This window comes from Fictibacillus sp. 18YEL24, assembly GCF_015903855.1.
Taxonomy (GTDB): Bacteria; Bacillota; Bacilli; order Bacillales; family Fictibacillaceae; genus Fictibacillus; species Fictibacillus phosphorivorans_C.
Map to the genome: position 1 here is coordinate 71,695 of NZ_JACZDT010000006.1, position 14,906 is coordinate 86,600.

16 protein-coding genes are annotated in these 14,906 nt (G+C 39.1%); 12 read left to right on the forward strand and 4 right to left on the reverse strand.

The annotated features are described in order from the left end of the window. Nucleotides 1-26: 26 nt before the first annotated feature. From HU823_RS17950 to HU823_RS17960, 3 genes are all read left to right on the forward strand, one after another. Complete coding sequence (locus HU823_RS17950) at nt 27-1,148, forward strand: NADH-dependent flavin oxidoreductase (RefSeq protein WP_197222911.1); 1,122 nt, start codon at nt 27-29, stop codon at nt 1,146-1,148. Between the two features lie 119 nt (nt 1,149-1,267). Beyond that, nucleotides 1,268-2,053 carry an SDR family oxidoreductase gene (locus HU823_RS17955; RefSeq protein ID WP_197222912.1) on the forward strand — a complete coding sequence of 262 codons (786 nt, stop codon included), beginning with the start codon at nt 1,268-1,270 and terminating at the stop codon, nt 2,051-2,053. Nucleotides 2,054-2,165: 112 nt separating this feature from the next. Further along, nucleotides 2,166-3,278 carry an NAD(P)/FAD-dependent oxidoreductase gene (locus tag HU823_RS17960; RefSeq protein WP_197195862.1) on the forward strand — a complete coding sequence of 371 codons (1,113 nt, stop codon included), beginning with the start codon at nt 2,166-2,168 and terminating at the stop codon, nt 3,276-3,278. Nucleotides 3,279-3,385: 107 nt separating this feature from the next. On the opposite strand, the gene HU823_RS17965 is transcribed toward HU823_RS17960, so the two are convergent. After that, nucleotides 3,386-3,823, reverse strand: a complete 438-nt coding sequence (locus HU823_RS17965; protein WP_197222913.1) for a hypothetical protein — start codon at nt 3,821-3,823, stop codon at nt 3,386-3,388. A gap of 97 nt (nt 3,824-3,920) precedes the next feature. Here HU823_RS17965 and HU823_RS17970 point away from each other — a divergent pair, with 97 nt between their 5' ends. The 6 genes from HU823_RS17970 (at nt 3,921) to HU823_RS17995 (ending at nt 8,474) form a co-directional block, all read left to right on the forward strand. Next, entirely contained in the window at nt 3,921-4,505 is a 585-nt protein-coding gene (locus tag HU823_RS17970; protein ID WP_197195860.1) for a vWA domain-containing protein, read from the forward strand. A 138-nt stretch (nt 4,506-4,643) separates the two neighbouring features. Further along, complete coding sequence (locus HU823_RS17975) at nt 4,644-5,030, forward strand: GntR family transcriptional regulator (protein WP_171005598.1); 387 nt, start codon at nt 4,644-4,646, stop codon at nt 5,028-5,030. After that, nucleotides 5,027-5,929: an ABC transporter ATP-binding protein gene (locus HU823_RS17980; RefSeq protein ID WP_197222914.1), complete on the forward strand. Its 903-nt coding sequence runs from the start codon at nt 5,027-5,029 to the stop codon at nt 5,927-5,929. Before HU823_RS17975 ends, HU823_RS17980 begins: the two co-directional genes overlap by 4 nt. Beyond that, nucleotides 5,910-6,653 (forward strand): hypothetical protein, encoded by a 744-nt coding sequence (locus tag HU823_RS17985; protein WP_197195858.1) that lies wholly within the window; start codon nt 5,910-5,912, stop codon nt 6,651-6,653. Before HU823_RS17980 ends, HU823_RS17985 begins: the two co-directional genes overlap by 20 nt. After that, the gene (locus HU823_RS17990; RefSeq protein ID WP_197195857.1) at nt 6,650-7,357 is read left to right on the forward strand and encodes a hypothetical protein; all 708 of its coding nucleotides are present in this window, start codon (nt 6,650-6,652) and stop codon (nt 7,355-7,357) included. Before HU823_RS17985 ends, HU823_RS17990 begins: the two co-directional genes overlap by 4 nt. Nucleotides 7,358-7,373: 16 nt before the next feature. Continuing rightward, a complete protein-coding gene (locus HU823_RS17995) occupies nt 7,374-8,474 on the forward strand; it encodes a threonine aldolase family protein (RefSeq protein ID WP_197222915.1) in 1,101 nt (366 codons plus the stop codon). Nucleotides 8,475-8,546: 72 nt separating this feature from the next. On the opposite strand, the gene HU823_RS18000 is transcribed toward HU823_RS17995, so the two are convergent. The 3 genes from HU823_RS18000 to HU823_RS18010 form a co-directional block, all read right to left on the reverse strand. Continuing rightward, nucleotides 8,547-9,161, reverse strand: a complete 615-nt coding sequence (locus tag HU823_RS18000; RefSeq protein WP_197222916.1) for a TasA family protein — start codon at nt 9,159-9,161, stop codon at nt 8,547-8,549. An 81-nt stretch (nt 9,162-9,242) separates the two neighbouring features. Then, entirely contained in the window at nt 9,243-9,788 is a 546-nt protein-coding gene (gene sipW / locus HU823_RS18005) for a signal peptidase I SipW (RefSeq protein ID WP_197222917.1), read from the reverse strand. Beyond that, entirely contained in the window at nt 9,757-10,389 is a 633-nt protein-coding gene (locus HU823_RS18010) for a DUF4047 domain-containing protein (protein ID WP_197222918.1), read from the reverse strand. Before HU823_RS18010 ends, sipW begins: the two co-directional genes overlap by 32 nt. A 226-nt stretch (nt 10,390-10,615) precedes the next feature. Here HU823_RS18010 and HU823_RS18015 point away from each other — a divergent pair, with 226 nt between their 5' ends. The 3 genes from HU823_RS18015 to HU823_RS18025 all read left to right on the forward strand — a co-directional run bounded on the left by HU823_RS18015 (nt 10,616) and on the right by HU823_RS18025 (nt 14,906). Next, nucleotides 10,616-12,361: a M4 family metallopeptidase gene (locus tag HU823_RS18015; RefSeq protein WP_231607542.1), complete on the forward strand. Its 1,746-nt coding sequence runs from the start codon at nt 10,616-10,618 to the stop codon at nt 12,359-12,361. Nucleotides 12,362-12,511: 150 nt separating this feature from the next. Further along, nucleotides 12,512-13,753: a helix-turn-helix domain-containing protein gene (locus HU823_RS18020; RefSeq protein ID WP_197222919.1), complete on the forward strand. Its 1,242-nt coding sequence runs from the start codon at nt 12,512-12,514 to the stop codon at nt 13,751-13,753. A gap of 142 nt (nt 13,754-13,895) precedes the next feature. Then, nucleotides 13,896-14,906, forward strand: coding sequence for a LacI family DNA-binding transcriptional regulator (locus HU823_RS18025; protein WP_144704287.1), 1,011 nt, complete (start codon nt 13,896-13,898; stop codon nt 14,904-14,906).

A 14,906-nucleotide genomic window follows, 5' to 3' on the forward strand; every position in this document is an offset into this window, starting at 1 on the left:
ATAAAAATAAGAGGTGGAAGACAAACATGATGAATAAAAAGTATGCACCATTGTTTGAATCTTATCGTTTTAAAAACGGTGTTGAACTTAAGAACCGTGTTGTTATGGCACCGATGACAAACTTTTCTTCAAACGAAGATGGAACTGTAACAGATGAAGAAATTCGCTACTACGAGCGCCGTTCTGAAGGTGTTGGGATGGTTATTACAGCTTGTACGAATGTGACAGCTAACGGCAAAGGATTCCCAGGAGAGTTCGCTGGAGATACGGATGACATGATTCCAAGTCTTCGCCGCTTAGCTTCTGCCATAAAAGCAAAAGGATCAAAAGCAATTCTACAAATTTTCCATGGTGGTCGTGAAGTCCCACCTGAACTTGTTCCTAACGGAGATGTTGTGAGTGCGAGCAATATCCCTTCAGGTGAGGGGAAACCTGTGCCTCGCGAACTGACTTCAGAAGAAGTATCTTCTATCATTCGTGATTTTGGTGAAACAACAAGACGTGCGATTGAAGCAGGTTATGACGGTGTTGAGATCCACGGTGCGAACGGCTATCTGATTCAGCAGTTCTTTTCTCCACACGCGAATCGCCGTGAAGATCAATGGGGCGGCTCGTTAGAGAAACGTATGGCGTTTCCTTTAGCGGTTGTAGATTCAGTGAAAAAAGCAGTAGCTGAATATGCAGATGACTCATTCATCGTAGGCTACCGCTTCTCACCAGAAGAACCTGAAACACCAGGAATTACGATGGCTGATACGTTAGCGCTTGTTGATGCTCTTAGTGCAAAGAAATTAGATTATCTTCACGTTTCGGTAATGGATTTCTGGTCTGAACCTAGACGAGGAGTTGAAGATACACGTTCACGCATTGAGATTATTAACGAAAGAGTAGGCGATCGTGTACCTGTTATGGGAGTAGGATCAATCTATACAGCAGATGATGCGATCAAAGCTTTAGAAACAGGAGTGCCATTCATTGCTTTAGGGCGTGAACTGATCATTGATCCAGACTGGGTACAAAAGATCGAACAAGGCAAAGAGTCTGAAATCGTAACGAAACTTGATAAATCAAAGCAAGATGAACTTGTAGTACCAGATCCGTTGTGGAACGCAGTCTTGAACGCACCAGGATGGTTTCCAGGGGTTTAATAAAAGATAAGAAAAAGCAGGAGCTGGTCCTGCTTTTTTTGTTTGTGAACACAACAAAGTTTACTTTCAACAGGTGTGGGAAGACATAAGAGTAGACATTCAACTAGGAGGCAGATTTAATGAGCAAAACGATTTTTATAACAGGTGCAGGAAGTGGATTAGGAAAAGGTGCAGCTATCGGACTCGCTAAAAAAGGACATGCCATTATCGCCACAACTGAAACGACTTCACAAAAAACAGCTCTTTTAGAAGAATCAAATAATCTAGGTCTTGATATAGAGGTGTTCAAACTTGATATTACAAATGAACGAGATCTAGAACAAATAGAAAAGTATGACTTTGACATATTTGTAGCCAATGCAGCGATCAATGAAGGTGGGCCATTAGCTGAAGTTCCAATGGACCGCGTTCGTGCTTTATTTGAGGTAAACGTATTTGCTACGCTAGAATCCGTTCAGCTTGCAGCGAAAAAATTCGTCGAAAAGCGAAGCGGAAAAATTATCTTTTTGAGTTCTATGGCAGGTATATCAGCAACACCGTATGTTGGACCGTATACGGCAACAAAGCATGCGATTGAAGGAATTGCTCAAACGATGCAGGCTGAACTTCAAGAGTTTGGTGTGAAAGTCGCCACGATTAATCCAGGTGCATATGCAACTGGATTCAATGATCGAAGTGCAGAAGAAAAATACAAATGGTATGATCCCGAAAAGAACTTTACAAGAAAGGAAGATATGAAGAAGCAAGAAGAGCAACTGAAGAATCAATATGATCCAGAGGACATGATCGAGAGAATGATTGAAATCATCCCGGCCGAAGAACATTACTTCCGCACTGTTCATCCACAGGAAGTAGAGGAACAGTTAAAGAAAACGGAGAAAGAACGTTGGGAAATGAAAATTTAAAGTAATCAACATTTGATGAGACCCTGATGAAAAAATCAGGGTTTTTTGAGTTTTGTTGAAGAAAATACTATAGTTAAATACATATATCAACGGGATAGTAGGGATGTTTGAAATGAAAAAAATAATTGTAATCGGATCCGGAATTTTGGGAGCGTCTACCGCTTATCATCTTAGTAAATCTGATGCAGAGGTTCTAATAATCGATAGAAAAGATAGGGGACAAGCGACAGATGCAGCAGCAGGCATTGTGTGTCCGTGGCTATCTCAGCGCCGTAACAAAGCTTGGTATCAGTTAGCAAAGGGCGGAGCTCGGTATTATCCTGAACTCATCAAGATGCTTGAAGAAGACGGTGAAACCGATACGGGTTACAAACGTGTAGGTACACTCAGCTTACATGCAGATCCTGAAAAACTTGAGAAAATGGCAGAACGGGCTTTGAAACGTAGAGAAGATGCTCCGGAAATTGGTGAGATCACGATTCTTTCTCCTGAAGAAACGAAGAAACGTTTTCCACCCTTATCCGACGAATTCGGTTCGGTCTTTGTAAGTGGCGGTGCTCGTGTAAACGGAAGAGCGATGCGTGACGCTCTGTTGAATGGAGCTAAGAAAAACGGTGCGAAGCTTCTTCATGGTCATGCTGCTCTACTTTATGAAGGAAAAGTAGTTTCGGGTGTTTCTCTTAATGGACAAAAAATCTTCGCTGATCAAATCATCATAACAGCAGGAGCATGGTCGAATGAAATTTTAAAGCCACTTGGAATCAACTTTAAAGTAACTCCACAAAAAGCACAGATCATCCACTTGGAGTTGCAAAAAACAGATACAGACGATTGGCCAGTGGTGATGCCGCCGACAAATCAGTACATTCTCACTTTTGATGATCGAGTAGTCGTAGGAGCTACACACGAAGATGAGGTAGGTTTTGATAACCGGGTAACGGCAGGCGGTATTCATGACATACTCTCAAAAGCCTTACCTGTCGCACCTGGCCTGTCAGAAGGATCACTTCTTGAAACAAGAGTGGGCTTCCGACCGTTCACGCCAGGTTTTTTACCAGTAATCGGACCGCTTCCTAATTTTAATAACATTTTGGTCGCGAACGGCCTTGGTGCATCAGGGCTTACAAGTGGACCTTACTTAGGAGCTGAACTTGCGAAGCTTGCGTTAGGAAAATCTACAGAACTAGATATATCTAACTATGATGTATCTGGTGCAATTGAATAATGGCTATGAAAAAAGACAACTTCCACTTAAGTGAGTTGTCTTTTTATATGGTACTTCCAATTGGCTTTAAGCTGAAATACACCAGGTACTCATTGACAGCATCTATATCATAGATTTTTTTTATTAATAAAAAACTTAAAGATTAAGTCGTTTGTATCGCTGAAAGATAGTGAGTATCCTGCACTTTCCAGAAGCTCTTCTGTGTCATCTTTGTCCAATTCCAAACCAAGAGCCAGCGCAAGAATCGTATTTTTCTTTGGTCGGTAATCTGATTTAGAGCGAATCTTAGAAAAGTGCTTTCGATCTAAACCGGCTTTCTTATAAACATCTGCGTCGGTCACACCTTTTTCATCAATCAGTTGAAAAAGTTTTTCCTGTAACGTTGGCTTTTTGTTTTGATGAATAAACGCATCTAACTCAAAACGGAGACTGTTTTCTTCTAAACATTCCTCCATCATTTTAGAAGACTGACAACCTTCTAATTCCATTATGAAATAATCAATCAGGTAGGTTTCTAATTCTAATAAAAGTTTTTGATCAAGCATATCCGACCACCTCCTAAAATGTCGCTTCACAGGCGACCATTTACTGGATCTTTCTAGCTATGATTATAGCATGACAAATGTTGGGAGATGGTTAAAGGTGAACAAAAACGTAACAGAAATCGTATTTTTGCTTGATCGAAGTGGTTCGATGTCAGGGCTGGAGAAGGACACTATTGGAGGGTTTAACTCGTTCGTAAAAAGGCAAGTTGAGCGGAAGGGAAAAACACTTCTTACGACCGTTTTATTTGATGATCAGTATGAAATTCTATGGAGCGGTGTACCTGCAGAACAAGTCCAGTTAACGAGGAAGGACTATTATGTCCGCGGAACTACAGCGCTTTTGGATGCTGTAGGCAAAACCATATTGGATGTGGGTTACAGGCTATCACGCACTGAAGAACACGATAGACCAGGTAAAGTGATTTTTGTTATTACGACAGATGGAATGGAGAACGCGAGCTCTGAATTTACACACGAAAAGGTAAAGAAGCTTATTGAACATCAGCAAGAGAGATACAATTGGGAATTTATTTTTATGGGTGCAAATATTGATGTTATAGCTGATGCGCAAAATCTCGGTATTAAAGAAAAAGACGCGTTTAGTTTTGATGCTACTCATGATGGGATAGAAAATTTATACTCCATGATGAGTGAAGAGATCATACAGCGAAGAAATAAATAACATTAACTCAGAGACAGTTTCCTTATACAGGAGAGTGTCTTTTTTATGTCATCATAAACAACATATTGCATATATTGGAAATGTATAGTACATTACATATGTAATGCACTATAGTGGTAAGTTGGAGGTGAGGTACATTTGCTGCTAAATGCTGATAGTATGAAGCCGATTTATGTTCAGATTTCAGAATGGCTCGAGAACGAGATCTTGAACGAATCGATTTCAGCAGATGAAAAAATATATTCGCAATATCAACTAGCTGAGATGTTTAATGTGAATCCAGCTACTGCTGGTAAAGGCATAAACTTATTGGCGGACGATAACGTTCTTTATAAGAAAAGGGGACTAGGAATGTTTGTTGCGGCGGATGCAAGAAAAATTATCCTCGGTAAAAGAAAAAGTTCAAAGCTGCATTCACTTGTAACCGAGTTAGCGCAAGAAGCCATTCAGCTGCAAGTCGAAGAAGATGAACTAGTAACGATGATCAGGGATATGCACCAAAGAATAAAGGAGGAGCAATCATGAATGTTGTCGTTTGTCATGAACTGACTAAACAATATGGTCGATCGAAAGCAATCCAAAATATGACCTTTCAGATAGCGGAAAATAAAATTACCGGTTTAATTGGAAGGAACGGAGCAGGAAAAACAACATTATTAAAAATAATTGCTGGTTATCTTCATCATTCTGCGGGTGACATACAGGTTTTCTCTGAAAATCCGTTCAATAATTTAAAGGTTGCGGCAAATACAATCTTCATCGATAACGAGATGAGTTTCTCACAAGGGTTAACATTAAAAGAACTGCTTGAAACAGCGGGGAGTTTTTACCCAAATTGGAACCACGACTTAGCGATGAAATTATTTGATTATTTTTCTTTTAATCCTAATCAATATCATGGAAATCTCTCAAAGGGGATGAAGAGTACGTTTAATATGATCGTTGGTTTAGCTGCACGCTGCCCACTGACGATCATGGATGAGCCGACAAGCGGAATGGATTCTGCGACACGTAAGGACTTTTACCGAGCATTATTAAAAGAATACATCGCCTATCCAAGAACAATCATTCTTTCTAGCCATCTATTAGATGAAGTAGAAGATTTGTTAGAAGAGGTTCTACTCATTAAGTCTGGTGAAAAGTGTCTTCACTTATCCATCGATCAGTTAAAGGAGTACGCGATTGGCGTGAGAGGAAAGACAGTTAACGTAGAGAAGTGGACAGAGAAGATGGAACCCATTTCCGTGCAAGAGATCGGCGCAAATATGTCATACGCGGTCATAAGGAACGATCGTTCGATAAAAGAGTTAGAGGATGCTAAACAGTTAGGATTAGAAGTCACGCCAGTTTCTGCAGAAGATATTTGCAGTTATTTAACAAGTAAAACAAAAGGTGGGATTGATCATGTATTTAGCAGAGGTTAAGGCTTGGGACATCGTAAAGAAACAATATCGCTATAAGCTGAAATCATATTTCGGTGTGTTTACGTCGTTAATCGTGATCCAGATGCTGGCGATTCTTTTTTCTTTTAATGGTACCGGTTCGGGAAGTGGCTCATCTAATTCAATACAATATGATTTTTACTATTACACAAGTGACATCATCCTCATTTTTATGATGATTTGGGCGTTCATAACAGCGATCATAATTACAACGAGAGCGTATCGGTATGACGATTTTTCTTTTGTAACCAATCGTGCCATCAGCGTGGTTTCTAACATTCTATTTCTCTTATCTGCTAGTATTTTTGCAGGTATAACGGTTTATCTTTCTACTCATCTGTTTCAGATCTTAGCTTTTTACTTCAAAGATAATTATTCAATCATCGTTGATTCATTAACGGTTACTGAATTCGTCATGGGAATGATTACTTCCATTCTTTATATTTTTCTATTTGCTAGCGCAGGATATCTTGTTGGAATTTTAATTCAGCTGCATAAAGGTTTCTTGTTAATTATTCCTACTATCTTGTTTGGCGGCTTAATATTGGATGGAATAGGTGGCGATTCTAGGGTTATTGTAAATGTAACCATGTTTTTTGGAGAAGAAACATCATTTATTCTGTTTATTTGTAAAATAGTTATCGTTTCGTCGTTTTTACTGCTGACTAGCTTAGGAATCTCTAACAGAATGGAGGTAAGAAAATGATTATTATGTCTTTCTTGCCAATTTTGATAGTGTTTATTATCGTCGCTTTTGGAATTGGAGTCATGAGATCAAACACTAAATTAAGCTTAGGAACAAGAAAAATCCGCTGGATCCTTGGCGGATATACAATGATTCTAGCGATTGCTACAGTTATTTCACTAAGCATCCTTCCAAACCATAAGAATGATGAAAAAATAGCTACGGCAGCTGAAATGAGCAGAATAGAAGACGCTCAAACCAAAGCGATAGACAATTTGTATTCAGGAAACGTAGTCGATCTAGATAAAGTTTTTTCTGAAAAGAAAAAATGGTCTTTTCCTTTTAATGAAAAGTCGTTAGACATTGTTTTAACAGAGGGGGAAACAGGCATCATGAGTGTTTTTGCTGAGCGAAAAAGCGAAAATGATGGTGAGATTGAGGCTACGTATCATGTAGGGAAATCTTATATCGATGGGGTAGATTTTACAGACAAAGTGCATTCGCCAGAGCTTTTGTTAAACGGACAACAGCTAACCGTAAATAACCCAGCTTTAGTGACAGTTAGCTTCTCGAGATTTTCACCAGGCTTTGCATACAGTCAGTTCTCTAAGGGGGGACACTTTACTCAAGAAAATCGCAGCTCTGTGATCGGCCGTGATTTTATTCTATTAAAAGTACCTAACAATATTGAGATAAATGGTGATATTAGCTGGATAAACGAATAGAGGGGAGCTTGTTACGTTGGAAAACAAAAACACTTTAATTGCTGCCTACAAAAATGCAAAATACCAAGTAACCGGACATGGAAAAAGAGATGTGTCTGTCCTGTTAGATTCTATTTCAAATCAAACAGGGCAGGAAGAAAGTGATATGTATGGCAGTGGTCACATCATTGATAGCTTTCAAGAAAAGATGGCTGATTATTTAGGAAAAGAATCTGCTGTGTTTTTCCCGAGTGGGACGATGGCTCAACAGATTGCGATGCGCATTTGGTGTGATGAAAAAGGAATTCGGAAAGTTGCGTATCATCCCTTATGCCACTTGGAAATTCACGAAGAAGATGGTTTGAAAGAACTTCACCACATTGAACCTGTGCTGCTTAGTGACCCTAATAAAATTATTAAACTGGATGATGTAGTCAACATGAAGGAAGACGTTTCTTGTTTATTATTGGAACTTCCTCAGCGAGAGATCGGTGGCCAGCTGCCGAGTTTTGAAGAGTTACAAGCTACTTCTGATTACTGCAGAGAAAAAGGAATTAAACTTCATCTGGATGGAGCAAGACTGTTTGAAATTCTGCCCTTTTATAAAAAGACGGCCGCTGAAGTTTGTGCTCTTTTTGATAGTGTTTATGTTTCTTTCTACAAGGGAATTGGTGGAGTCGCAGGTGCAGTCTTAGCAGGGCCAAAAGACTTTACTGAGAAATCAAAGGTTTGGAAAAGACGTCATGGCGGTGATTTGATCAGTCTTTATCCATATATCATAAGCGCGGATTTCTATTTCGATCAACGAGTTAAAAAAATGGAAGAATATTATGAGGGTGCAAAGGAATTAGCAGCACTCTATAACGCGTGTGAAGGTATACGCACACTTCCGATAACGCCTGTTTCAAATATGTTTCATGTTCATATTCAGGAACCAAAGCATGAAATGGAACGCATTTTGGCAGACACTTATAGTGAGAGTGGAGTTGGATTAACTGGACATCTTCGCGAGAATGGTGAGAATCGTTGTTTCTTTGAGGTAAGTCTAGGTGACAATTATCTAGAAGTACCTAATAATGATTTAAAAAAGATGTTCACACTGCTGAATAAAAAGTTGAAGACAAGAACTTTAGTATAAATAATAACGTTGTAACTTAGGATAGAACAGCAAAGAACTGCTAAGGTTAGCAGTTCTAGCTTGTTCTGAAACTTAGTTATTCTCTGGATCTGTATCGTCGTTATAAGCACCTGGGGCTTGTTTCGCGTTGAACGTCCAATCCACTTTAAGCTTGTCTCCTTGGAACTGGTTTTGATCTTCGCCATTATCTACGAACTGGAACAATACGAACATTTTTTCTTTCTCACCTGGAGGAATACCATCCGGACGTTGTGTTGTGCCAACAAATTCATCAATTGCGGTAAGATCAGGTTGTTTTTCTTTTAGCTGTGCCAATGTTGTCTCAACAACAGGGACAGTTGCACTGCTCGTATTGTACATGATGGTTACCTTGATGTGGTTTGCCAGATCATCCGTATTATCTGATTTTGCATCTTCAATGGAATACTTTGTATCTAGTAGTACTTGATAGATGTCTAGAGATCCTTTATTTTCAAACGTAAATTCACGGTACACTTCATCCCCAGGTTTAATGTTATCAATGTTAACCACAGCGTTTGGGTTGATGGATAGATCTAACGTACCTGCAGCGAATGTGTTTTTCGTTTCGAACGTGTCACTAAAGTAAGCGAACGTTCCTCCTCCCATTAAAGATAATCCTAGTGCAGCTGTCATAACGCCTTTGCTAATTGTCTTCGTAAACCCCATTCTTCTCAACCTCCATAGATATGTAATCTAAATTTATTAAACTCGTATGTATGGTTATATACATAGAGAGCTAACCAAAGTTTATGCTTTTTCCACATCTAATTTTCTAGCTGCTTTCACGATAGAAAAAACAGCTGAACTAAATAATAAGAACCCAGGAATAAATAACAAAAGAGCAGATGCTTCCTTAGATTGAGTCACATTTAAGGCATATCCGATATATGGAACCGTAAATCCTGAGTAACTTCCAATTACATCATTTGCAGGAACCGACCACATATCGGGTCCGTCATTGTTATCCCCTTTTGTGCGATAGGAAATTTGTCCTTTTTTATTTTCAACATCGATGATTCTATGAGTAATCAGCTTATCTTCCATTTGAAACGTGATAATATCGCCATTTTTAAAAGTAGTGGTATCGTCTGCCTGTTTAATAGAGATGATAGATCCTGTTTGAAAGATAGGCTCCATCGATCCGGATAATACCGCTTTAATTTGATAACCAAAAACGGAAGGTTCTGATCCTGAGACACGTGACGATAGGATGATAAAAGCAAGTAAGCAGAGCAACATAATAAAAGAGGTGCTTGCTAGTTTAGTTGTGAATTTCAACAGTTTTTTCGTCATGTTTTGTTTCTCCTTCGTTTTGTATAAGATCATCAGTATTCTTCACCTCTGCTGATCTAACAGGCTCTTCAATCTTTTCCTCGGCATCATCTAACTTGTTAATACGAGCTTCAATAGAATGGTGTAATTGTTTAATAGATTGTAGGTCCACTGTCGTTTTTAATTTTTTGCTCAATCCGTTTGTCTCATTACAACCTTCATAGACAAATTGGTATGTCTTCGAATCTAGTTTCTTCACCTGCTCTTCATAGTTTAAGAGCTCATTATGTATGTCTTCAAAATCACGGAGTAGTGAGTAAAGTGTTTGTTCTAATCCTGTAATTTCCTCAATGGTTTGTTTTAGCTCCTGCAAACTTGCATCATCAGCAGCGTTCGGAAGGGTTTTGTATAGTGAGATTATTCTCGAATAAATGATGTTAGCCTTTTCGTTAAGGCTTTCCACCGTGTCTGGAAAAACAACTGCAGCCGAAAGTTTCACAGGTTTTATTTGAGCTTGGCTTGAAAAGGCTGCTTCGGTTTGACCGGTAATTTGAGCACCACAATAAAAAGATAGAGAGCATAACCCCAATAGAACAGTCCCTTTATAAAGCTTGCCTTTCATATCAGCCCTCCTCGTCTAGTGATTTGACCCTATTATTACAGAATGTCTTCGAGATTGTTATTGGGTTAATTTATCGATAGAATATAGACATTTTTTGTCGAAAATAGCCTCCAAACGCTATGACACCTTGTAAACCGAGTAAAAATTAACCCAATTGACCACTTTTGCAATGTTCTTAATAATTGGAATTATTCCGGAAGCACAATTTGATGAAGAGGTGAATGGGTTGAAAAAGAAAAGACAAAAACGATTGAACAAAAAAGTGGTAATCCCAGCAGTTCTAGCACTGTCCGTTACACTTGGAGGATTTTCATTACCTGGATCCAATGCACATGCAAATCCTTCAACTGTTTTATTCCAAGCTCCTGAAGGGTTGAGTAAAGCTGAAATCGTTAAAGCGTATCTTCAATCACAGGTCGTTTCTGAGGTTGGTGCGAGATCAACATCTTCAATAGGTGAGCAGTTTAAGATCGTAAAAGAGTTTGCTGATAGTAGCACAAATACATACCACGTGCGAACTGTTGAGCAATACAACGGCATTCCGATCTATGGCAGTGGACAAACCGTTGCGTTGGACGCAAACAACAATGTGTATGCGTCATTTGGAAAAGTGACTCAAAAACTAAGTCGATCTATCATTCCTACAGATCCATCCATAGCGAAGGAAGATGCAGAAAAAACGGCTAAAGAGCAAGTAGTTGCTGAGATTGGAGAAGTTAAGCAGTATGACGGTGTTGACACAGAATTAACGATCTATCCGCATGAAGGCAGAAACTACTTAACGTACTTGGTTAAAGTTTCGACTTCTGTTCCTGCACCTGGGTTTTATCATTATTTTATAGATGCAACGACGGGTGATATCGTTGATCACTTTAACGCGGTACATGAAGCGGATGCTCCAGCAGTCACACCGGTTACAGGAAGAGGATTAGATTTATTCGGCAAAGTTCAAAACTTTATCGCTGTAAAAGATAGTGCCTCAGGAAAAAGCTATCTGCATGGTGCGGCAATTGGAGGAGGTACAACGACGAACCCTAACATCGTACCGGTTCATACGTACAAAGCGAACCGAATGGGTGAAACACCGTTCATCCTACTATCCGGACTTTTTGGATTCTCCGGTTTTGAAGTAGAAACAGGTACGTCTTTCTTTGCAGATCCAGCAGCGGTTTCAGCTCATACGAACTCGATCAAAGTAAATACGTACTACCAAAATATCCATAAGCGAAACAGTATTGATGGAAACGGAATGCCGATCATAAGCACGGTTCACATTGGATCTAAATGGAACAACGCAGCATGGAACGGAAAGCAGATGCTTTACGGAGATGGTGACGGTATTCTGTTCAGTTCATTAGCAGGTGCGATGGATGTTGCTGGTCATGAGATGACACATGGAGTAATCTCTAAGACCGCAAACCTTACTTATCAAGGAGAATCTGGTGCGATTAATGAATCCCTAGCTGATATCTTCGGTGCATTGTCTGAAATGCATTCACACGGATTAACTAGTCCATCTGAGTGGGAGTTGGGTGAAGACATTTACACACCAAACGTACTAGGTGATGGCGGACTTCGTTCCATGAGCAATCCGAAATCCAGAAAGCTTTCTGCAGCTTACGGATTAAAGGACAATGCATACCCTGATCATTATGAAGATCGTTACCTAGGCGAGTTGGATAAGGGTGGGGTTCATATTAACAGCTCCATCAACAATAAAGCAGCTTATCTCATCTCCGAGGGAGGAGAGCACCACGGAGTTAAAGTCACGGGTATCACACGCTCAAAAACAGAAAAGATCTACTACCGTGCTTTAACGAACTATCTTGTACCGTCATCCGGATTCAAAGAAATGCGTGCGGCAGCGATCCAATCCGCTCGTGATCTTTATCCAGACCGTAATGGCGCTCCGTCCGCTGAAACAAAAGCTGTAATGGCAGCTTACGATGCGATTGGTGTACCGGCTCAATAAGCAGTATGATCCACGAGAGAGTATTCTTTCGTGGATTTTTTATGGAAAAATAGTGAGCACTAAGACTTAAAAACATGACTTTAGAAGGAAAAAAAACGATTTAGAAAGAAACTTTTATCATTAAACATTTGTTCATGAGGAGAGACACATATGATTGAGGGAGAAATTATTAAATTTTATCGAAAGCGAAGAGGACTTTCTCAAGAGCAACTGGGTAAAGATATCTGTACGACAACACATGTTAGTAAAATTGAGCGGGGACAGACGAAGTACTCAACAGAGATTATTGCGTTATTCTCAAAGCGGCTAGAGATTGATATACAGAAGGAGATGCAGTTCTTTCAAGATATGGAGAAGAAACTTCACCAATGGCACAACTCTATTATCATGCAAAGAATGAAAGAAGTAGAGAGGACAAAAAGTGAACTAGATCAATTTCCGATTGTTCAAACCTCAAAACATGCAGCACTGTATCAGCTGGTGCTTGCTCGTTATTATCTTTTAAAAAAAGAGCCACAAAAAGCAGCAGAGGTTTTAAAGCGAATACAAACTGAACACCTGATTCCTTATGAGTTCAACATGTATAAGCATGTAAAGGGAATCTACTTCTTGCAGAAGTACAACAATTTTCATGTTGAGAATCGTAGGAAAGCGATCGAGCTCTTGAGTACGATTGATAAGATCTCCTATGGAAATGAAGAATACTGTTATCATTTAGCGATGGCTTATCAATGGGTTGAATCCAAAACGATGGCATATATTAATGCAAAAAAAGCTGTGGACTATTTTAAGAGAAACAATAACTTCTCTAGAGCCATCCAAGCAGAATCAGTCATGCTGCTGCAAATAGAATGTGCAACACAACATGAATTTGAACAAAAAGTTGACCGTTACCTTCAGTTGATTCAGGATAGTGAAACCTTAAATGAAATTGGTATTATCGGAATGCTTTTACATAATCTAGGGCTTGAATTTTTTAAAAGAAAAGATTATGAGAATGCGCACATCTATTATCAGAAAGCGTTAAAGATGGCTGATAAAAAAACAGCGATCTATTTAAACCGATTGTATAATTTTTTGGACAATAGTATTGATGGAAAACTTCAGTCTCAAAAGCAGAATTTAAAAAATGCAGAAGAAGGATTAACAGCAGCCAGAATGTTAAAACATCCTTTATATCTGCACTTGTTTCAACTTCACTTATTTATAATAAAGGGCGAGACAGATGCTTATTTCAGTTACTTAGAAAATATAGCTCTGCCATTTTTTCAAGCTCATAATCAATTCAGTAGGATCGAAAAGTTTGGAAAGCAGCTATATCACTATTATGCCGACACGAAGCAGTACGAGAAAGCAGTTGAAATTTCGGCTCTGTTTTTAGCTAGAGATTAAATAAATTCATGCAAGATAGGTCGGATACAAAGTCCCCTGTCTTTTTTTGTTCAAAAAAGTTAGAAAATTTATATTGAAAGTTATTTTCGCGTCAGTTATAATATCAATTAACGAAAGCGCTTTCGGTAAAGAGGAGATAACAATGGCTACAATTTATGACATTGCAAAAAAGACGGGTTTTTCAACGACAACCGTCTCAAAAGCACTCAATAACTATTCTGATGTGAGTGAAAAAACAAAGCAGAAAATTCTACAAGCAGTCGAAGAAATGGGATATCTGCCTAATGCACATGCCCAATCGCTTTCTACAAAAAAGTCTTGGACGATTGGTGTGATGTTTTCTGAGTCGAATGAAGTAGGAATGAAACATCCTTTTTTTAGTGCGATAATAGAAAGTTTCAGAAAGAATGCAGAACGAGAGGGATATGATCTGATCTTCGCTTCAAGAAATCTGCGTAATCGGGATATCAGCTATTTGGAACACTTTTCTTACCGTGCCGTAGATGGCATTGTAGTGATCTGTTCTGATCCACAAGATCCGCAAGTACAAGAGATGATAAACAGCACCATTCCTATCGTTGTTATAGATATGAACAAACAGAACTGCAGTCTTGTGTTCTCGGATAATATTGAAGGTGGAAAGCTCGCAGTAAATTACTTGCATTCACTTGGTCATACAAAAATCGCTCATATCGCTGGCGATGCTTTAACGGATGCAGGTGCAGAAAGAATCAAAGGATTTAAAAAAGCGATGAATGAGTTGAACCTGCCGATTCATGAGGGCTATCTGATCAACGGTGGATTGTTCTCTATCCAAGAAGGCAGAGCAGCTATGGAAAAACTGTTGAAGCTGGATGATGTACCTACAGCCGTATTTGTTGCAGGAGATCATATGGCAATCGGTGCAATTGAAGCTATAAAAGAAAAGGGTCTAAGCGTTCCCGAAGATATTTCAATCATCGGTTATGATGATATTGAAATGGCAGCATACATTACGCCGAAATTAACGACGATTAAGCAAGATACGGATATGATTGGATACCAAGCAGCAAAGTTATTGATGAAACAAATTATACAAAAGAAAAAACTAATCACATCCAAGCGCATACCTGTTGAATTGATTATTCGTGAATCATGCGCACAAAAAAAATAA